Here is a 20,156-nt window from a genome sequence, read left to right as displayed (position 1 = left end):
ATTGCGTGATAGCCAGAGCAACCATCACGCATTACTCGTGACTTCCAACTCGCCAGCGTGGAATTTGAAAGCCAGCGCCACCAACGGCACATAGGCCAGAATCAATCCCGTCGCACCATCCAGGTACCGCATGACGACCAATATAGCGACCGGCAGTAACCACAACAAATTGATAGCGGCTATTGCAGCCGTGACCACACGATGGCTGCCGAATTTCCTTGAAGCGTACTGGTATCCATGGCTGCGATGAGCCTCATAGACTTTGTCACCACGCAACAGGCGGCGCAGCAAGGTAAAGGTAGCGTCAACAATGAAAACTCCCAACAGGATAAGCCATGCCCACAGAAACACCGGGACAGTCCATGCGGCATGCAAGGCCAACACCGCCAGCACCATGCCTAGAAAACCACTCCCGGCATCGCCCATGAAAATACGCGCTGGCGGGAAATTCCAGACAAGGAAACCGAGTACGGCCATTGCCAGCACAAACGGGGGAATGGAGAGACTCGGATGGCCGCCAATCCAATACACCAGACAAGCGCCGACACAGGCGCAAATAGCCTCGACACTCGCCAGACCATCAATGCCATCCATGAAGTTGTAGAGGTTGAGCATCCAGACCAGAAACAAAGCCCCGATGACATAACCAAACCATCCCAGACTTATTTCGTAACCGAACACATTGATCGGGGCCATGCCGCCGATCCATAACAATGCCCAGATGGCACCAACGAAATGCGCCAGCAGGCGCCACCGGGCAGCAATGTGTCCGTGGTCATCAAGAAAGCCTACGACTGCAATCCACCCACCGGCTCCAAGTAGAGCCAATGCCATGGGCCAAGCCATGTCATCTGTCCAGACTAGTGCCGGTAACGCAACCAGAAAACTCAGGACGATGGCCACACCTCCACCCCGGGGTGTCGGGACCGAATGTGAGCTTCGCGAATTCGGAATATCTATCAAGCTACGTGCCAAAGCATATCGGCGCAACGCACCCGTGGCCAAAAATGAAACGCCAACCACTGCAACCAACAACCAGATTGTGTTCAAAGGTCAACTTCCTGAAACAGCCAAAATCAATTTTGCAATTGAACCAACACTGTCGTTAGCCAGCTTATCGCTGTCTGCCCTTGTAGTAGTTCGCAGCCGACAAAAGAGCTTCATTGACACTCACCGGAGGAGTCCAGTCCAGCAATTTTCGAGTTTTGCTTATATCAACTTGCAACGACCCGCAAAGCCGTTGCGATAAACCCTGCTTGCCTAAAAGCTGCGCTCCTCGCTCAAGCAGCACACTCGGTACAGGCAACAATCGTGCGGGTTTGCCCAGTGCTTGCCCCATGCGCCTCAACAACTGCGTCGTAGACAGATCTTCCCCATCACTGACAAGGAAAGTCTGGTTCGCCGCAGCAGGGTGACGAATACAGGTCAATATCAAATCAACAAGATTATCAAGCGCGACCAGACTGCGTCGATTATGGATAGCCCCGAATGGCAGCGGCACGCCCTTGTCCAGCCAACGCATCATGTTCAGGAAATTGGCCCTTACACCCGGGCCGTAAACGAGCACAGGACGAATAATCACGACCTCCATCCCTGAGCCAGTCGCAATTTCCCGAAGCCCTTGCTCGGCTTCCATTTTTGAAACGCCATAGGGGTCCGCTGGCGCGGGTGGAGTATCTGCAAAATAGGGTTTATTGAGCGGCGTACCTTCGCCATTCACCTTGATCGAGCTGATGAACACAAAACGTCTAACCCCCTGGCCAGCCGCCTGCCGCGCAAGATTCAGGGTACCTTCGACGTTCACTTTGCGGAACGCCTCCAGCGGATCGGACTCGGTATCATTCATGACATGGACACGCGCCGCGCTGTGAATGACAACTTCCGCACGATCCAGCGCTTGCGACCAATCGGCATCACTATCGAGTCCGGCGGTTCGAACAGTTGTAACGCGCGCCGGACAGTCGGGCAAGGCATGCCCACGAATTGCTGCCACCGGTTCCAGATCTTCAGAAGCCGCTAACCGGCCCAGGACAGCACGGCCTACGAAACCCGTGGCACCTGTCAATAAAACACGCATTTTCAAACCTCGACGCCGCTCAGGGTTTCGACCAGACAGTACGGTTGATGTAGTCGGTATAACTCAATACAACACGAACCACCTGCTTGGACACAGGACCTGCCTGGTAATCCCTGACCACGGGAATGACACGCCGATCACGCTCATGCTGACTGGTCACCACACGTACGGCATTGAGAACGCCATCCACTTTCAGGCCACTCATAATGAGTGTCCCTTCGTCCATTCCCTCCGGACGCTCATGTGCATTACGGATAGTAATTGCAGGCAAGTTGAGCAGAGAGGCTTCTTCAGTAATGGTGCCACTGTCGGATAGGACGCAAAACGCCGAAATCTGCAACTTGATGTAGTCAAACAGACCGAACGGCTTGGAAAAGCGGATCAACGGGTGATCCAGCGATTCACCTATCGCCTCCAGACGCTGGCGGGTCCGGGGGTGAGTGGACACGATGATCGGAAACTGATACTCGTCGGCCAAGGCTCGCAACGTCTTGAGCAAATCCCGGAGGTTTTCCGGCGTATCGACATTTTCCTCTCGGTGAGCGCTGACGATGAAAAATTTGTCCTGCTCCAGACTCTCTCGAACCAGCACATCGGACGTGAGAATTTTCGGCATGTAGTAGTCGAGCACTTCCTCCATATGCGAACCGGTTTTGATGATGGTTTCAGGACGAATCCCTTCGGCGATCAGATAACGCCGGGCATGCTCGGTCAGAACCATATTGATATCGCTCAGGTGATCGAGCACCTTGCGATTCAGTTCCTCGGGAACTCGCTGATCGAAACAGCGATTGCCGGCTTCCATATGGAATACCGGTATCTTGCGGCGCTTTGCGGCAATCACTGCTAGACAGGTATTGGTATCGCCATAGAGCAGAAGCGCGTCCGGCTTTTCAACTTCAAATACTTCATCCGCCTTCGAAATCACCTCGGCGATGGTCTTGGCAGCTGTATCGCCGGCGGCGCCCAGAAAGTAATCAGGCTTTCGAATTTCAAGCTCGTCGAAAAATACCTGATTCAATTCGAAGTCATAGTTTTGGCCGGAGTGGACTAACACATGGTTGACCTGCTTATCCAGCTCGGCAATGACACGACTCATCTTGATAAGCTCCGGTCGCGTGCCGACTAGCGTCATGACCTTAAGCATCAAGTTTTTCCTGAATGTATTCCAGATTCAAAAGAACTTTCTTCACACCTTCGACATCGAGACGATCGGTATTATGCGAAGTGTAATCTTCAAGATCGGAAATCTCCTGTTCACCCTCAACAAAGAACTTCTTGTAGTTCAGGTCGCGATTGTCAGCTGGGATTCGATAGTAACGCCCCATGTCTTCGGCTTTGGCCATTTCTTCACGGGAAATCAGCGACTCGTAGAGTTTTTCGCCATGACGGGTGCCAATGACCTTGACAGTATTATCGCGAGCAAACAGCTCCTTGAGCGCTTGCGCCAAGTCCGCGACTGTCGAAGCAGGTGCTTTCTGAACGAAAATATCGCCTTGCTCGGCATGCTCGAAAGCGTGCAGCACCAGATCGACAGAGTCCTCCAGCGACATCAGAAAGCGGGTCATGTTCGGATCGGTGACAGTCAGCGGTTCGTCATTTTGCAATTGGTTGATAAACAACGGAATCACTGACCCGCGCGAGGCCATGACATTGCCATAACGAGTTGCGCAGATCACAGGTCCCGCAGCCGGAATCATCCGCGACTTGGCCACCATCAGTTTTTCAGCCATGGCCTTGGAAATACCCATGGCATTGATTGGATAAACAGCTTTGTCGGTACTGAGCACGACAACGCGCTTAACGCCGGAAGCAATCGCGGCATTCAGAACGTTTTCAGTACCAATAACATTGGTACGCACGGCTTCCATTGGGTAGAACTCGCAGGAAGGCACTTGTTTCAATGCAGCAGCGTGAAAAATGTAATCCACACCGAACATGGCCTGATCAAGGCTATCGCGATCCCGAACATCACCGATATAGAATTTCACCTTGTCGTTCGACAGGGCAATGCGCATATCTTCCTGTTTTTTTTCATCACGGCTGAATACACGAATCTCTTTTACGTCGGTATCCAGAAAACGCTTCAACACTGTATGGCCAAATGACCCTGTGCCACCCGTGATCATCAAAACTTTATTATCGAACATAACTATAATCCAAAATCTGATTGAATTTAATGATCAACGCAGCGCGCGCATCGATTTAACCAATTCCAACCATGAAGGTGGAACGTAACCGGTCGCGGATTGGAACTTTGATGAGTCCAGCGAACGATTGATAGAAAGATTACTGTCAGCGACGATATCGATATCCTTTTCATAAACTTCTGCCACCAGTTTCAGCAGGGACAACTTGTCAATGGGTGCCACCGAGACATGATAAAGGCCCTGAAGCTCCGGATTCGGAATCACGTAATCTCGAATGACACGCGCCAGCTCCACGGTAGGAAGCCCCGAAAAAATGGCCTTGTCGTAGCCCTTGACGGAGCCGTTCTGAGATAGAAACCAATCCACCAGCGAGTAATTGCTTCCCAGTTCGTGACCGATGATTGAAGTCCGCAGGGTGACTGCATTCGGCAGGGCATGAAGCTCACCAATGTACTTGGACTTACCGTAGAGATCCTCCGCATCGGAGACATCCTCTTCAATGTAAAGCCCTTTGCGTCCGGAGAACACACAGTCGGTACTGATGTGAATCAAGCGAGCGCCAGACAGTTCGCATAACTTGGCAATGCGATGCGGCAGCATGGCATTGATGGGAAGTGCTGAAAGGGGATCCTTGGCATCAGCCAGCTGCTTGATCAAGCCGACGCAGTTAATGACCACATCCGGCTTGACCCGTGCCAGCACAGAAACCAGCGAGTCCTGGTCCAGCACATCAACATTGCTGATCAGCGAACTGCGAACATCGTCTGAAAAATGGTTTGCGCCACCGGGGTTGCGTAAAGTGCCCCACACCTCAAAGCGCGGGTGTCCATGGAATTGCCTGAACACCGTGCTACCGAGCATTCCGGTGACCCCTAACACTAGAACTTTCATTTTAAGCTACCCTTCAATTCATTGATCCTGGTACTGAGGATTTCTACGAGACGCGCGCTTTGACGCTCCATTTCGAAATGCTCGAGGTAGTACGCCCTGCCCGACTGCCCCAACGACTCCCGCTCATCTGAACTCATGTGGAAAAGTTGCTCGATGCACCTGGCCATACCCTCTACATCTTGCGCCGCGCTCGTCAGGCCCGCTTTGGCCTCTTGAATAACCCGAGCCCCTTCGCCATCAAGCGCGGCGATGATCGGCCTCCCCGCCGCCAGGTAAGCCTGAACCTTACTGGGAATGGTATAGGAGAATGCCTCATCTTGCTTCAACGTTACCAACAATCCTGTGGCACGACTGAAAAAATGTGGCATTTCACTTGCCGCAAACCTGCCGGCAAGAACAAGGTTGTCCAATGCTCTGGATTTTTTCTGGCTTTCGATCCAGCTCAGCATGCTACCGCTGCCGACCAGCACAATTCGGAGTTCGGAGAGATGGCGAAGCCTGTCTGCTACCTCAACCAGGGTTTCGACCGATTGTGCGGTCCCCAGATTGCCGGCAAAAACGAGACAGAAACTGTTTTCGAGCTCCGCAAGCAGCGGTGCAGGAATCCGGGTGTCTTCGAAGACTGGCGGAGTGTCCTGATAAGAGTTTGGGTAATACACGACCTTGCCGGGATCAGCATAGCGAGCAACCGGTTCCAGGAATGCCCTCGACTGAACGAGTAAAGTATCAACACAGGCGTAAATGCCTCTGACCATCCACCCGACCACGCGCAAGACCGATTTATTCCGGATGAATCCCGTCGCACTCAAGCTCTCTGGCCAGAGATCCTGGACCCATACTGCCAGATGACTCTTGAGTTTCCATTTCAAATAGATGGCAGGAATGACTGACGTAATCGGGGAAGGTGCAAACACAAAGATTGCGTCATAACTCTCACCCTTTACAGCGTCCGGGTAAAATTTCAGTCCATTTACGATATAGGATAAATAATTCCGCATCAGGTTTTTTGCACCCGACGAACCGCGAGGCCTAAGCGGCGCACGGCATACGCTAACGGTCGTTTCGTAACTTTCTTCCTGATATCCGCAAGCTTGGTAACCGTCGAACACAACACCATCCGGATAATTCGGCTTGCCGGTAAGAACTTTTACGACATGCCCCTGAGCAGATAAGTTCTTGACCAGGTCGTTGATAATAAAAGATTCCGGCCAAAAATACTGCGATACCACGAGAACTCTCATTTATCAAACACCCACTTTGTGCAACTTGGCCAACGCCAGCAGCTCGGACCACGTTTTTCTTGAGACATCTTCCCAGTCAAACTTATCACCTTGCGCAACCGCCGCAACGGCCAGCATCTTCAAGAGTTCGGAATTTGTTAAAACCTCTGTCAGCACCTGACCTTTGTCTTGGGAATCAAACGGCGAAAATCTTTCGAAAAGCTCCTTGGCTAGCTCCCCGCAAGCACTGACTACTTGAAAATTGTGTTTGTAAACGTCAAATCTCGACACATATAAAGCGCACTCTTTCCCGAGCAATAAATCCGGACTAACAGTACTTTTACCGTGTAGCAAAAACACAGAGTCAATTCCATGATGGATAGTGAAGGGATTTTTAGCCTTGGCCAGCGATTCGATGATACTTCGTGCATAGTTTGAAACAAATATCGTCAGATTAGCTTCAGACATGTTCTTGAGCACAATACGGCTCAAAAACCAGTTTCTGAGTCGTTGCAACCCCAGCGGTAAACTTTTTCGTACGTGCAAATCAAATTGAATCATGCTCCGAAGCATCGTCGCCACCTTACAACCTGCTGGTGCACGAGTGCCCACTACCCCCCCGGGACAAAACAGCACGTCAGCCTTTTCCGCCTTCAAGATACCGGGCAGCACCCACTTTCCCCACAAGGCTCTGACAATTGAATTTTCTGTCGGCCAGGCAGGTTGGACTCGACGGATCCTTGAGTGATCCGGTAGCTTGAGTGACGAAGGGGCAAACACGCGAATCTCAATATCCTTGTCGAAGGGTACAAACTGAAAAAGGTTAATCAGATATGTCTGACCTCCACCTAAACGGGCAGAGAGCGCATTGAAAACTATCTTCATGGAAACCTTTTGCTCAATCTGTATTAGCGACTATTTTTATCAAGCTAGGATTGGAACATCAGAATATTCCACAAATGAAGACTGCGATCGTACGTTCCGTTTTGATGCTGGAGCCACTCCGAGAGAATTTTCTGACAATCGAAACAACCCTATCTCCTAATTCGCTCCTCAGCCAGCAAGTCCTCTGCCCACTTTGATCAACTACTCTGAAGACAAAGAAAACGCCAGTTACGCGACTCGATGATCAAGCAAGGGTGCCCAGGCTTCGAGGCTCACGCTCATGGCACCACGGTCGGCTTTTACCAGCAGATCATCCGGTAAGTACTGAGAAACATCCCATTGGCATTTCTTCGATGTAATCGTCCATCACCCCCAAGAGACGTCGCCCTGATCTAGGCCGTCAATACCCAGAACCACATTGTCTGTAGGTTGCCATTGCGACTACATTTGCGCCAGAAAACCCTAACAACTAAAGCGCGCAGAATACCGCGGCATTGCCTCTGCTGAACACCAGAAACAAACTCCAATAAAATCAATGTTCAACTTACCGCCCCCTGCTCCTGACCCTCAAGGCATAAGCAGACACAACACCCCCTCCCACAATCATTCCGACCAAGAATGAAACAACGCCAAAAATCGACAACTGAAGCTGTGGTGAAGAAAAACCTAAAAAGGAGACAGCAACAAGCTGCTGGTTTTCCAGCACGAAGAGCAGGCATGGAATTGATACAAACAACACAAACCCTGTGATCACGAGTCGCTTGAGGCGACTGCCGTCTCGCCAACTAATCATCACTGCAACCTTCTTCATCCTCATTCACCCGATCACGCAACTCCTTGCCTGGCTTGAAGTGAGGAACGAATTTGCCGTCGAGACTGACAGACTGACCGGTTTTCGGATTACGGCCAACCCGTGGAGCACGGTAGTGCAGAGAGAAGCTGCCAAACCCCCGGATCTCGATACGGTCTCCGGTAGCCAGACACTGGGACATTTGCTCAAGCATGGTCTTGATGGCCAGCTCCACATCCTTGGATGAAAGCAGCCCTTGATGGGTGACAATTCGTTCGATCAACTCCGACTTCGTCATATTTTTCCCTTCTTTTTCAAGCAGCTAGATCAGCGCTCCAAAGGTTTTAGCACGCCGGCATGATTTTGAACAGCCCGAGTTTTGCCATACATCCCACCACCCCGGAATGCCTGATTCCTGGAGCGAGGAGACCTCCGAGCCATCACTGTCTCATCGGCAAATCACCAGCATAGTGCGCGTCAGGAAACCTGCGGGATTGAAGCCGAAGGGGAAGCCATCTTCCTCCTCCTTCACATCGTCAGACCTCGCCACCACTTTATAGCCCGCCCCCCTGCACTCCTTGGCCGCGCGCTTGTAACACTTATCCCAATTCGAACCGAGCCCCGAACAATCAACCTCAATGCCGCTCACCCCGCGCACTGCGTGAGTTTTGGCATTGGTGGCACAACCCGCTAGCGCCAGCACTGCTACTGCGACAATTAGCTTGTTCATTCACGTCCTTTTGCCAGAAAGCCCAATGGGCGATCATTAGTCTCAAGCTAAAGACTAGCCGCAAACAAGCACTTGATCCGACTAAACAATCAGACATTTTCTCAGCAGCTTTGGTTCACGACTCGAGCAACCAAAGCCGGGCGCGCCTCACCAAATTCCAGGCACAAAAAAGGGCGACCGAAGTCGCCCTTTTTTACAGAAAATCAGAACTTAGTTCTGTTTTTCCATTTGTGCACGCAGCAGGTCACCCAGAGTGGTGGCCACAGGAGCATCAGTAGCTACTGGCTTGTCGCGCAGGCTCTGGATTGCTTCTTTCTCGTCTTCAACGTCTTTCGACTTGATCGAGAGCTGGATTACACGGCTCTTGCGGTCAACGCTGATGATCTTGGCTTCTACTTCTTCGCCTTCTTTCAGAACGTTGCGCGCGTCTTCAACGCGGTCACGGCTGATTTCGGAGGCTTTCAGAGTCGCTTCGATATCGTCGGCCAGAGTGATGATGGCGCCTTTAGCGTCAACTTCCTTCACGATGCCTTTAACGATGGCGCCTTTGTCGTTCTCTTGAACGTACTCGGAGAACGGATCGCTTTCCAGTTGCTTGATACCCAGGGAGATGCGCTCGCGCTCTGGGTCAACCGACAGGATAACGGTGTCCAGCTCGTCGCCCTTCTTGAAGCGGCGTACGGCTTCTTCGCCCACTTCGTTCCAGGAGATGTCGGACAGGTGAACCAGACCGTCGATGCCGCCGTCCAGACCAATGAAGATACCGAAATCGGTGATCGACTTGATGGTGCCGGAGATTTTATCGCCCTTGTTGAACTGGCCAGAGAAATCTTCCCATGGGTTAGATTTGCACTGCTTGATGCCCAGGGAGATACGACGACGCTCTTCGTCGATGTCCAGAACCATGACTTCCACTTCGTCGCCGACTTGTACGACTTTCGAAGGGTGGATGTTCTTGTTGGTCCAGTCCATTTCGGAAACGTGTACCAGACCTTCAACGCCTTCTTCCAGCTCAGCGAAGCAGCCGTAGTCGGTCAGGTTGGTTACACGCGCGGTAACGCGAGTGCTTTCCGGGTAACGGGCTTTGATAGCAACCCATGGATCTTCACCCAGTTGCTTCAGGCCCAGGGAAACACGATTGCGCTCGCGATCGTACTTCAGAACCTTGACATCGATCTCGTCGCCAACGTTGACGATTTCGGAAGGATGCTTGATACGCTTCCAAGCCATGTCGGTAATGTGCAGCAGGCCATCGACGCCACCCAGATCGACGAATGCGCCGTAGTCGGTGAGGTTCTTGACAATACCTTTGACTTGTTGGCCTTCCTGCAGGGATTCCAGCAGAGCTTCGCGCTCGGCGGAGTTCTCGGCTTCCAGGACGCTACGACGGGAAACGACAACGTTGTTGCGCTTCTGGTCCAGCTTGATGACCTTGAATTCCAGCTCTTTGCCTTCCAGGTGCGTGGTGTCGCGCACTGGACGGACGTCAACCAGAGAACCTGGCAGGAACGCACGGATGCCGTTAACGTCGACAGTGAAGCCGCCTTTAACCTTACCGTTGATAACGCCCTTGACCACTTCTTCGGCTGCGAAGGCTGCTTCCAGAACAATCCAGCATTCAGCGCGCTTGGCTTTTTCACGGGACAGCTTGGTTTCACCAAAGCCGTCTTCAACCGAGTCCAGAGCAACGTGAACTTCGTCACCGACGTTGATGTTCAGTTCGCCAGCGTCGTTGTAGAACTGCTCAAGCGGGATGAGTGCTTCAGACTTCAGGCCAGCGTGAACGGTTACCCAGCGAGCCTGGTAATCGATATCAACGATAACACCGGTGATGATGGAGCCTGCCTGAAGGTTCAGGGTTTTTAGGCTTTCTTCAAAGAGTTCCGCAAAGCTTTCGCTCATTTTAATTCCTGTTGATGAGGGCGAAGAAAACGCCCATCTCCACACCCCAGACGGTGTGGGTTAGTTTCATTTAAAAGAAGCCACCGCAGGACTATGACTGGTCCCCTGCGGCCCTCTTGGTCACCCGGCGATATCGCGAATGGCGATCTCGCTCATGATGCGTTCCAGCACCTGGTCGATGGACAATTCCGTGGAATCCAGCTGTATGGCGTCAGCCGCCGGTTTGAGCGGGGCTACCGCTCGCTGGGTGTCACGCTCATCGCGTGCACGTATCTCATCTAGCAGACTCGACAGACTAACACCCTCGACTTTGCCCTTCAACTGCAAATATCGGCGGCGTGCCCTCTCCTCGGCACTGGCGGTCAGAAAAATCTTCAGCGGCGCATCAGGAAAAACCACCGTTCCCATGTCGCGCCCATCCGCCACCAGGCCCGGCGCTTCCTGAAAAGCACGCTGGCGCTGCAGCAGCGCCTCGCGCACAGCGGGCAACGCAGCCACCTGGGACGCGCCGGAACCGACGCTTTCGGTGCGGATGACATCGCTGACTTCATCACCTTCCAGAATGATGCGTTGCAGCTGACCGTCCGTCGCCGCGATGAACTGCACGTCCAGATGAGCGGCAAGTTTCTTCAGCAACTCTTCGTTGGTCAGGTCGACACCATGGTTATGCGCGGCGAAAGCCAGCAGGCGGTACAACGCACCGGAATCCAGCAGGTTCCAGCCCAGGCGCTTGGCCAGAATCCCGGCTACCGTGCCCTTGCCCGAGCCACTTGGCCCATCGATGGTGATGACCGGTGCAATGTTGTTCACGACTGCGCCTCTTGTGCCACGCGAATACCGACCTGCGCGCACAGCGCCAGGAAGTTCGGGAACGACGTCGCGACGTTGGCGCAATCATGAATGCGGATCGGCGCACTGGCGCGCAGCGAAGCAACGCTGAACGCCATGGCGATACGGTGATCACCATGACCGTGCACTTCACCGCCGCCGATCTGGCCGCCGTCGATGATGATGCCGTCCGGGGTCGGTTCGCATTTGACGCCCAGTGCCAGCAGACCGTCCGCCATGACCTGGATGCGATCCGATTCCTTGACCCGCAGCTCTTCGGCGCCGGTCAGCACAGTGCGCCCTTCGGCACAGGCAGCGGCCACGAACAGCACCGGGAATTCGTCAATGGCCAATGGAACCAGCGCTTGCGGAATCTCGATACCTTTGAGTTTAGCTGCCCGCACACGCAGGTCAGCCACGGGTTCGCCGCCGACTTCACGCTGGTTTTCCAGAGTGATGTCCGCTCCCATCAGGCGCAGGATGTCGATCACACCGGTACGGGTCGGATTGATGCCGACATGCTCGAGCACCAGGTCCGAACCTTCGGCGATCGATGCCGCCACCAGGAAGAACGCCGACGACGAAATGTCGCCCGGCACTTCGATGTGGGTCGCGGCCAGCTTGCCACCGGACTCAACCGATGCCGTGGCACCATCAACGCTCACCGGGTAGCCGAAACCGCGCAGCATGCGCTCGGTATGGTCGCGGGTCGGAGCCGGCTCGGTAACGGTGGTCTTGCCTTCGGCGTACAGACCGGCCAGCAGCAGGCAGGATTTAACCTGGGCGCTGGCCATCGGCATGGTGTACGTCAGGCCCTTGAGCTTGTTGCCGCCACGGATGGTCATCGGTGGACGACCTTCGGCGGCAGTCTCGATCACCGCGCCCATTTCACGCAGCGGATTGGCCACGCGATTCATCGGGCGCTTGGACAGCGAGGCGTCGCCGGTCAGGGTGCTGTCGAAGTTCTGCGCAGCCAACAGGCCGGACAGCAGACGCATCGAAGTACCGGAGTTGCCCAGGTAGATCGGGCCCGGTGCCGGCTTCAGGCCGTGCAGGCCAACGCCGTGAATGGTCACGCGTCCGTGGTGCGGACCTTCGATGACCACGCCCATGTCACGGAACGCCTGCAAGGTCGCCAGGGCATCTTCACCCTCGAGGAAGCCTTCGACTTCGGTGACGCCCTCAGCGAGGGAACCGAGCATGATCGAACGGTGGGAAATCGATTTGTCACCCGGTACGCGAATCCGACCGGACAGGCGGCCACCAGGTTGAGCCAGGAAAATCAGATCGTTGGAATTCATAGCGTCCACATAGGCCCTGCGGGCCAGGATTTTACTGAAATGCTCGCGGGCAACCCGGGCGCGAGTGAAAACGCCCAACAATTGGTGCCCATCCCCTGCATCGACCGCGTCGCGCAAGGCGTCGAGATCGCTGCGAAATGTATCGAGTGTGCGCAGGACAGCTTCGCGGTTGGCGAGGAAGATGTCGTGCCACATGACCGGGTCGCTACCGGCGATTCTTGTGAAATCGCGGAAACCGCCCGCAGCGTAACGGAAGATCTCAAGATTTTCATTGCGCTTGGCCAACGAATCGACCAGGCCGAACGCCAGCAAGTGCGGCAGATGACTGGTCGCGGCCAATACTTCGTCGTGACGTTCGACTTGCATGTGCTCGACATCGGCACCCAGCGCGCGCCACAAACGGTCGACCACGGCCAAGGCTGCCGGATCGGTCTGATCCAGCGGTGTCAGGATCACCTTGTGCCGACGGAACAGCTCGGCGTTGGAGGCCTCGACCCCACTCTGCTCGGAACCGGCAATCGGATGCCCCGGCACGAAGCATGGCGGCATCGTGCCAAATGCTTCAGTGGCAGCGCGCACCACGTTGCCCTTGGCACTACCGACATCGGTCAGGATCGCCTGCCCCAGGTCCATGCCAGCCAGACGCGCAAGCACTTTCTCCATGGCCAGGATCGGCACCGCCAGCTGAATGACGTCGGCGCCCTGACAAGCAACGCCCAGGTCTTCTTCGCAGCGATCCACCACCCCCAACTCGACCGCGAGCTTGCGCGATTGTGGATCGAGATCGACCCCGACCACTTCGCGACACATCCCGCTTTCGCGCAATCCCTTGGCAAACGAACCGCCGATCAACCCCAGACCGACCACCACCAGGCGACCGATCATAGGTTCAGCAGATTGCAGTGCAGTGACATCAACCACGAGCCAGAACCTTGGTCAGCGCATCCAGGAAGCGGCTGTTCTCTGCCGGCAGACCAATGGTGACGCGCAGGTGATTCGGCATGCCGTAGTTGGCCACCGGGCGCACGATCACACCTTCACGCAGCAAGCCCTGGAACACCGGAGCCGCCACTTGACCGAGATCGACGCAGATGAAATTGCCCTTGGATGGAATCCAGCTCAGCCCCAGCTCACGGAAACCGGCTTCCAGCTGCTGCATGCCGGACTCGTTCAACTGACGGCATTGCGCCAGATACTCGTCGTCCTTCAACGCCGCACAGGCTGCGGCCAGGGCCAGGCTGTTGACGTTGAATGGCTGGCGCACACGGTTCAGCACATCTGCGACTACTGACGTGGACAAGCCATAACCCACGCGCAACGCCGCCAGACCATAGGCCTTGGAGAAGGTGCGGGAAACCAGCAGGTTCGGGTAGGCCGCCAGGAAGTCCAGGCCATCCGGCAGATCGCTGCCTTCGGCGTACTCGATATAAGCCTCATCCAGTACGACCAGCACATGCTCCGGAACATCCTGCAGGAATTCGTCCAGCGCCTCGGCGTCGAACCAGGTCCCGGTCGGGTTGTTCGGGTTGGCGATGAAGACCACGCGGGTATTGGCGTCGATGGCTGCCAGCATGGCAGGCAGGTCATGCCCCCAATCCCTGGCCGGAACGACCTTGGCCTGTGCACCGACCGCCTGAGTGGCAATCGGGTAGACCGCGAACGCATGCTCGCTGAACACGGCGTTCAGGCCTGGCGCCAGATAGGCACGCGCGACCAGTTCCAGGATGTCGTTGGAACCATTGCCCAGCGTAACCTGATCAAGTTCGACGCGGCACTGCCCGGCCAACAGGCTCTTGAGGGCAAAGCCGTTGCCGTCCGGATAACGGGTCAGCTCGGCCAGCGCATCGCGGATGGCCGCCAACGCCTTGGGACCAGGGCCCAGCGGGTTTTCGTTGCTCGCCAGCTTGATGATGCTGGCTGGATCGAGGTCCAGCTCGCGAGCCAGTTCGTCCACGGGCTTGCCCGGAACGTAAGGCGAAAGTTGTTGCACGCCCGGCTGTGCCAGAGCGAGGAAATTGCCACTCATTTGCTACCGCCCTTAGAGAACTGCTTTCGGGTAGGAACCCAGCACTTTGAGTGCCACTGCTTCCTGACTGATTTTTTCCAGCACACCTTTTACCAGCGGATCGCGGTGGTGGCCGACAAAATCGATGAAGAACACGTAGGTCCATTTGCCGCTGCGCGACGGACGGGTCTCGATTCGCGTCAGGTCGATGCCGTTGTCGTGGAACGGCACCAGCAACTCATGAAGCGCACCCGGCTTGTTGCTCATCGAGACGATGATCGAGGTCTTGTCGTCGCCGGTCGGCGGCACTTCCTGGTTACCGATCATGAGGAAGCGCGTGGAGTTATCCGGGCGGTCCTCGATTTTTTCGGCCAGACGGGTCAAGCCGTACAGACCGGCCGCCATGTCACCGGCAATCGCCGCCGAGTTCCACTCACCCTTGACCCGCTTGGCCGCTTCGGCGTTGCTGGACACCGCCACACGCTCGACATTCGGGTAATGGGCGTCCAGCCACTTGCGGCACTGGGCCAGGGACTGGGCGTGGGAGTAGATGCGGCTGATGCTGTCGGTCTTGGTGTTTTCACCGACCAACAGGTGATGGTGGATACGCAGCTCGACTTCGCCGCAGATCACCATGTCATGTTCGAGGAAGCTGTCGAGGGTGTGGTTGACCGCGCCTTCGGTGGAGTTTTCCACCGGCACCACGCCAAAGTTCACCGCCCCGGCCGCCACTTCACGGAACACTTCGTCGATCGCCGCCATCGGCTTGCTGATTACCGCGTGACCGAAGTGCTTCATGGCCGCCGCCTGGGTGAAGGTACCCTCAGGGCCGAGATAAGCCACTTTCAACGGCTGCTCGAGTGCCAGGCAGGAAGACATGATTTCGCGGAACAGCCGCGCCATCTCTTCGTTGCCCAGCGGCCCCTGGTTACGCTCCATGACACGCTTGAGCACCTGAGCCTCACGCTCAGGACGATAGAACACCGGCACTTCGCCTTCGGCCAGCGAGGCCATCTTTACTCGCGCGACTTCCTGGGCGCAGCGCGCACGCTCACTGATCAGCTCCAGGACCTTTTCGTCCAGGGCATCAATGCGCAGGCGCAGTGCCTTGAGTTCTTGCTCAGACATTAGCCGTGTTCCTTCTCGAACTCTGCCATGTACGAAATCAGCGCATTGACGGCGTTGATGTCGACGGCGTTATAGATGGAGGCGCGCATGCCACCCACGGAACGGTGGCCCTTGAGGTTCAACAGGCCACGCTCGTCGGCACCGGCCAGGAACGGCTTGTCCAGACGATCATCAGCCAGGCGGAACGGCACGTTCATCCACGAGCGGTCCGACTTGTTGATCGGGTTGCTGTACAGGCCGCTGGCATCGATGAAGTTGTACAGCGTGCGCTGCTTGACTTCGTTGAGCTTGCCGATGGCCTCGACACCGCCCTGCTCTTTGAGCCACTCGAACACCAGGCCGGACAAATACCACGCCAGGGTCGGAGGGGTGTTGTACATCGAGCCGTTGTCGGCCGCGACCTTGTAATTGAGCATGGTGGGGCAAATGGAGCGGGCCTTGCCCAGCAGGTCTTCGCGAACGATGTTGACGACGATACCGCTCGGGCCGATGTTTTTCTGGGCACCGGCGTAGATCATGCCGAAACGCGAAACATCCACCGGGCGCGACAGGATGTCCGAGGACATGTCGGCCACCAGCGGAACGTCACCGGTTTGCGGAATCCACTGGAACTCCAGGCCACCGATGGTTTCGTTCGGCGCGTAGTGAACGTAGGCCGCGTCTTTCGACAGCTTCCACTCATTCTGACCGGGAATGGCGAAATAGTCGTAGGGCTTGGCGGTGCCGGCAACGTTGACCTGGCCATAACGCGAAGCTTCTTCGATGGCTTTCTGCGACCAGATACCGGTGTCGATATAGTCGGCCGAGCCGTTTTCCGGCAGCAGGTTCAGAGGAATCTGCGCGAATTGCTGGCTGGCCCCACCTTGCAGGAACAGCACTTTATAGTTCGAAGGGATATTCAGCAGATCACGCAGATCCTGCTCGGCCTTGGTGGCGATGGACACGAACTCATCACTGCGATGGCTCATTTCCATGACCGACAGACCCTTGCCGTGCCAGTCGAGGAGTTCACCCTGGGCGCGCTGCAGGACAGCTTCGGGAAGCGCCGCAGGACCGGCACAGAAGTTATAGGCTCTCTTGCTCACATCCAATCTCGCTCTGATTTGGGGGTATCACGCAATAAATAATCAGTTGACACAGACCTCATGCAGGAGCGCGCTTACCTGTGGCGAGGGGGCTTGCCCCCGTTCGATTGCGTAGCAATCGTAAACCTGTCACCGCCGCCTCACGCAAGATTGCGGTGACTGGTTTCAGGGGCGCTTCGCACCCCAACGGGGGCAAGCCCCCTCGCCACAAAAGCCCGGCACCCACACAAGGTCGCCATGAGTGTCAAAATTTTCAAAAGGGACAAACAACAAGGGGGCGAATTTTCATCCGCCCCCTGCTTGCCCGCTTATTCCTGTGGCTCTTCGTCAGCAGCGGCGTCGAGTTGCTGGTCTTCGGCAACGTCGTCGATCACGACTTCACCATCGAACACCGCCCCCTCTTCACCCTCCAGTTCTTCACCTTCGATTTCCGAAGGTTCCTGAACCCGCTCCAGCCCGACCAGGGTTTCATCCTTGGCCAGTTTGATCAGGGTCACGCCCTGGGTGTTACGACCCAGGCTGGACACTTCGTCGACACGGGTACGCACCAGAGTGCCCTGGTCGGAAATCAGCATGATTTCCTCACCGTCGAGCACCTGGACGGCGCCGACCAGGCGGCCGTTACGCTCGTTGCTGACCATGGCGATAACGCCCTGACCGCCACGCTTGTACTCAGGGAACTCGGTGATCGCCGTGCGCTTGCCAAAACCACGCTCGGAAGCGGTGAGGATCTGGCTGCCTTCTTCCGGGATCAGCATGGAAATCAGCTTCTGGCCTTCCGGCAGACGCATACCGCGCACACCGCGGGCGGTACGGCCCATGGCGCGAACGTCGGATTCCTTGAAGCGGGTAACCTTGCCGCCGTCGGAGAACAGCATCACTTCACGCTCGCCATCGGTAATGGCGGCAGAAATCAGCACGTCGCCTTCGTCCAGCTCCAGCGCGATCAGGCCGACGCTGCGCTGACGGCTGAAGGATTCCAGCGGGGTCTTCTTCACGGTGCCGTTGGCGGTGGCCATGAAGATGTAGTGACCTTCGGTGTATTCCTCGACCGGCAGCATGGTGGTGATGTATTCACCGTCATCGAGCGGCAGCAGGTTGACCAGCGGACGACCACGGGCAGCGCGGGACGCTTCAGGGATTTCGTAGGTCTTCAGCCAGTACACCTTGCCCTTGCTCGAGAACAGCAGCAGCGTGGTGTGGCTGTTGGCAACCAGCAGGTGAGCGATGTAGTCCTCATCCTTGACGCCGGTCGCCGATTTGCCTTTACCGCCACGACGCTGGGCCTGGTACGCCGCCAGCGGCTGGGTCTTGGCATAGCCACCGTGGGAGATGGTCACGACGCGTTCTTCTTCCGGGATCATGTCACCCAGGGTCAGGTCGAGACGAGCATCGAGGATCTCGGTGCGACGCACGTCGCCGTACTCGGCGCGAATCACTTCCAACTCTTCGCGGATCACTTCCATCAGGCGCGTGGCGCTGTTGAGGATGCGGATCAGCTCGCCGATCTGGTTGAGGATCTCTTGATACTCGGCCAGCAGTTTTTCGTGTTCCAGACCGGTCAGGCGGTGCAGACGCAGTTCCAGAATGGCTTGCGCCTGTTCCGGCGACAGGAAGTACTTGCCGTCGCGCAGGCCGTATTGCGGATCGAGGTTTTCCGGACGGCACGAATCGGCGCCGGCACGCTCGACCATCGCCACCACAGCCGAGGACTCCCAAGGGGTGCTGACCAGCGCCTCCTTGGCTTCCGACGGGGTTGGCGACGCCTTGATCAGGGCGATAACCGGGTCGATGTTCGACAGGGCAACCGCTTGACCTTCAAGGATGTGACCGCGCTCACGAGCCTTGCGCAGTTCGAACACGGTACGACGGGTCACCACTTCGCGACGGTGACGAACGAAGGCTTCCAGCAGGTCCTTGAGGTTCAGGATCCGCGGACGGCCGTCGATCAGCGCGACGATGTTGATGCCGAACACCGCTTGCAGCTGGGTCTGGGCGTAGAGGTTGTTGAGGATCACCTCAGGCACTTCGCCACGACGCAGCTCGATCACGACGCGCATACCGTCCTTGTCGGACTCGTCGCGCAGTTCGGTGATGCCTTCGAGCTTCTTCTCTTTTACCAGTTCGGCGATCTTCTCGATCAGACGCGCCTTGTTCAACTGGTAAGGGAGTTCGGTGATGACGATTTGCTGGCGGCCACCGACCTTGTCGATGTCTTCGATCATCGAGCGGGCGCGCATGTAAATGCGGCCACGGCCAGTGCGGTAGGCTTCAATGATGCCGGCGCGACCGTTGATGATCGCAGCGGTCGGGAAGTCCGGACCAGGGATGTATTGCATCAGCTCGTCGACAGTCAGCTCGGGATTGTCGATGAGCGCCAGGCAACCGTCGATGACTTCACCGAGGTTGTGTGGCGGAATGTTGGTCGCCATGCCCACGGCGATACCGCTGGAGCCGTTGACCAACAGGTTGGGAATACGGGTCGGCATGACCGCCGGGATCATTTCGGTGCCGTCGTAGTTCGGCACCCAGTCCACGGTTTCCTTATGCAGGTCGGCCAGCAGCTCGTGCGCCAGCTTGGTCATGCGCACTTCGGTGTATCGCATGGCCGCGGCGTTGTCGCCGTCCACCGAACCGAAGTTGCCCTGGCCGTCTACCAGCAGGTAGCGCAGGGAGAATGGCTGTGCCATCCGAACGATGGTGTCGTACACCGCGGTATCACCGTGCGGGTGATACTTACCGATCACGTCACCGACAACACGGGCAGATTTCTTGTACGGCTTGTTGAAGTCGTTGCCCAGCTCGCTCATCGCGAACAGCACGCGCCGGTGCACGGGCTTCAAGCCATCGCGCGCATCCGGCAGTGCCCGCCCGACAATTACGCTCATCGCGTAGTCGAGGTAGGACTGCTTCAGCTCGTCTTCGATATTGACCGGGAGGATTTCTTTGGCCAGTTCGCCCATGAGAAGCCTGATTCCTTTTTCTGGTGAAACTTCGTCAGGACCAACGAAGCTCGCCGCTGCAGGCTCGGTGCCATGCAGTGGCTTACGACAAATCAACGAGTTATGCCATGGATCTGCGCAGTAAAGGTCACCCCGCAGGGTAACCATGGAAACCGCCGGATGTTATCACAAGAGCCGCCACGCACCTATCCCCCAGATGCG

General features: G+C 56.2%; 18 protein-coding genes. All 18 read right to left on the bottom strand.

Annotated elements, in window-relative coordinates; translation table 11 throughout:
* Window positions 1–24: 24 nt before the first annotated feature.
* Window positions 25–1,050, bottom strand: coding sequence for an MraY family glycosyltransferase (locus tag Q8X48_RS08645; RefSeq protein WP_407800502.1), 1,026 nt, complete (start codon window positions 1,048–1,050; stop codon window positions 25–27).
* A 64-nt stretch (window positions 1,051–1,114) separates the two neighbouring features.
* The gene (locus Q8X48_RS08640; RefSeq protein WP_407800503.1) at window positions 1,115–2,077 is read right to left on the bottom strand and encodes a UDP-glucose 4-epimerase family protein; all 963 of its coding nucleotides are present in this window, start codon (window positions 2,075–2,077) and stop codon (window positions 1,115–1,117) included.
* Between the two features lie 19 nt (window positions 2,078–2,096).
* Entirely contained in the window at window positions 2,097–3,224 is a 1,128-nt protein-coding gene (wecB, locus tag Q8X48_RS08635; RefSeq protein WP_407800504.1) for a non-hydrolyzing UDP-N-acetylglucosamine 2-epimerase, read from the bottom strand.
* Entirely contained in the window at window positions 3,217–4,227 is a 1,011-nt protein-coding gene (locus Q8X48_RS08630; RefSeq protein WP_407800505.1) for a polysaccharide biosynthesis protein, read from the bottom strand. Before Q8X48_RS08630 ends, wecB begins: the two co-directional genes overlap by 8 nt.
* A gap of 33 nt (window positions 4,228–4,260) precedes the next feature.
* Window positions 4,261–5,118 (bottom strand): dTDP-4-dehydrorhamnose reductase family protein, encoded by an 858-nt coding sequence (locus Q8X48_RS08625; protein ID WP_407800506.1) that lies wholly within the window; start codon window positions 5,116–5,118, stop codon window positions 4,261–4,263.
* Window positions 5,115–6,359: a glycosyltransferase family 4 protein gene (locus Q8X48_RS08620; RefSeq protein WP_407800507.1), complete on the bottom strand. Its 1,245-nt coding sequence runs from the start codon at window positions 6,357–6,359 to the stop codon at window positions 5,115–5,117. The genes Q8X48_RS08625 and Q8X48_RS08620 overlap by 4 nt, the downstream gene beginning before the upstream one ends.
* Window positions 6,360–6,362: 3 nt before the next feature.
* Window positions 6,363–7,223, bottom strand: coding sequence for a glycosyltransferase (locus Q8X48_RS08615; RefSeq protein WP_407800508.1), 861 nt, complete (start codon window positions 7,221–7,223; stop codon window positions 6,363–6,365).
* Between the two features lie 228 nt (window positions 7,224–7,451).
* The gene (locus Q8X48_RS08610) at window positions 7,452–7,583 is read right to left on the bottom strand and encodes an asparagine synthase-related protein (RefSeq protein ID WP_407800583.1); all 132 of its coding nucleotides are present in this window, start codon (window positions 7,581–7,583) and stop codon (window positions 7,452–7,454) included.
* A 184-nt stretch (window positions 7,584–7,767) separates the two neighbouring features.
* Window positions 7,768–8,034, bottom strand: a complete 267-nt coding sequence (locus tag Q8X48_RS08605) for a hypothetical protein (protein WP_407800509.1) — start codon at window positions 8,032–8,034, stop codon at window positions 7,768–7,770.
* Window positions 8,009–8,311: an integration host factor subunit beta gene (ihfB, locus tag Q8X48_RS08600; RefSeq protein ID WP_150812244.1), complete on the bottom strand. Its 303-nt coding sequence runs from the start codon at window positions 8,309–8,311 to the stop codon at window positions 8,009–8,011. Before ihfB ends, Q8X48_RS08605 begins: the two co-directional genes overlap by 26 nt.
* Window positions 8,312–8,461: 150 nt before the next feature.
* Entirely contained in the window at window positions 8,462–8,743 is a 282-nt protein-coding gene (locus Q8X48_RS08595; RefSeq protein ID WP_095966354.1) for a hypothetical protein, read from the bottom strand.
* Between the two features lie 210 nt (window positions 8,744–8,953).
* Window positions 8,954–10,645, bottom strand: a complete 1,692-nt coding sequence (gene rpsA / locus Q8X48_RS08590; protein ID WP_007973639.1) for a 30S ribosomal protein S1 — start codon at window positions 10,643–10,645, stop codon at window positions 8,954–8,956.
* A 120-nt stretch (window positions 10,646–10,765) separates the two neighbouring features.
* Window positions 10,766–11,455: a (d)CMP kinase gene (gene cmk, locus Q8X48_RS08585; RefSeq protein WP_007973641.1), complete on the bottom strand. Its 690-nt coding sequence runs from the start codon at window positions 11,453–11,455 to the stop codon at window positions 10,766–10,768.
* Window positions 11,452–13,659, bottom strand: coding sequence for a bifunctional prephenate dehydrogenase/3-phosphoshikimate 1-carboxyvinyltransferase (locus Q8X48_RS08580; protein WP_407800584.1), 2,208 nt, complete (start codon window positions 13,657–13,659; stop codon window positions 11,452–11,454). The genes cmk and Q8X48_RS08580 overlap by 4 nt, the downstream gene beginning before the upstream one ends.
* A gap of 28 nt (window positions 13,660–13,687) precedes the next feature.
* Window positions 13,688–14,800, bottom strand: coding sequence for a histidinol-phosphate transaminase (gene hisC / locus Q8X48_RS08575; RefSeq protein ID WP_407800510.1), 1,113 nt, complete (start codon window positions 14,798–14,800; stop codon window positions 13,688–13,690).
* A gap of 12 nt (window positions 14,801–14,812) precedes the next feature.
* Entirely contained in the window at window positions 14,813–15,907 is a 1,095-nt protein-coding gene (pheA, locus tag Q8X48_RS08570) for a prephenate dehydratase (protein WP_007939916.1), read from the bottom strand.
* Window positions 15,907–16,992 (bottom strand): 3-phosphoserine/phosphohydroxythreonine transaminase, encoded by a 1,086-nt coding sequence (gene serC, locus Q8X48_RS08565; protein ID WP_407800511.1) that lies wholly within the window; start codon window positions 16,990–16,992, stop codon window positions 15,907–15,909. Before serC ends, pheA begins: the two co-directional genes overlap by 1 nt.
* A 308-nt stretch (window positions 16,993–17,300) precedes the next feature.
* Entirely contained in the window at window positions 17,301–19,955 is a 2,655-nt protein-coding gene (gene gyrA / locus Q8X48_RS08560; protein ID WP_126049925.1) for a DNA gyrase subunit A, read from the bottom strand.
* Window positions 19,956–20,156: the final 201 nt, after the last annotated feature.

This window comes from Pseudomonas sp. QLc11A, assembly GCF_052112305.1.
In the GTDB taxonomy this organism is placed as follows: domain Bacteria; phylum Pseudomonadota; class Gammaproteobacteria; order Pseudomonadales; family Pseudomonadaceae; genus Aquipseudomonas; species Aquipseudomonas laurylsulfatiphila.
The sequence above is the reverse complement of the archived record's forward strand: the minus strand, read 5'-3'. Positions and strand labels throughout refer to the sequence as shown.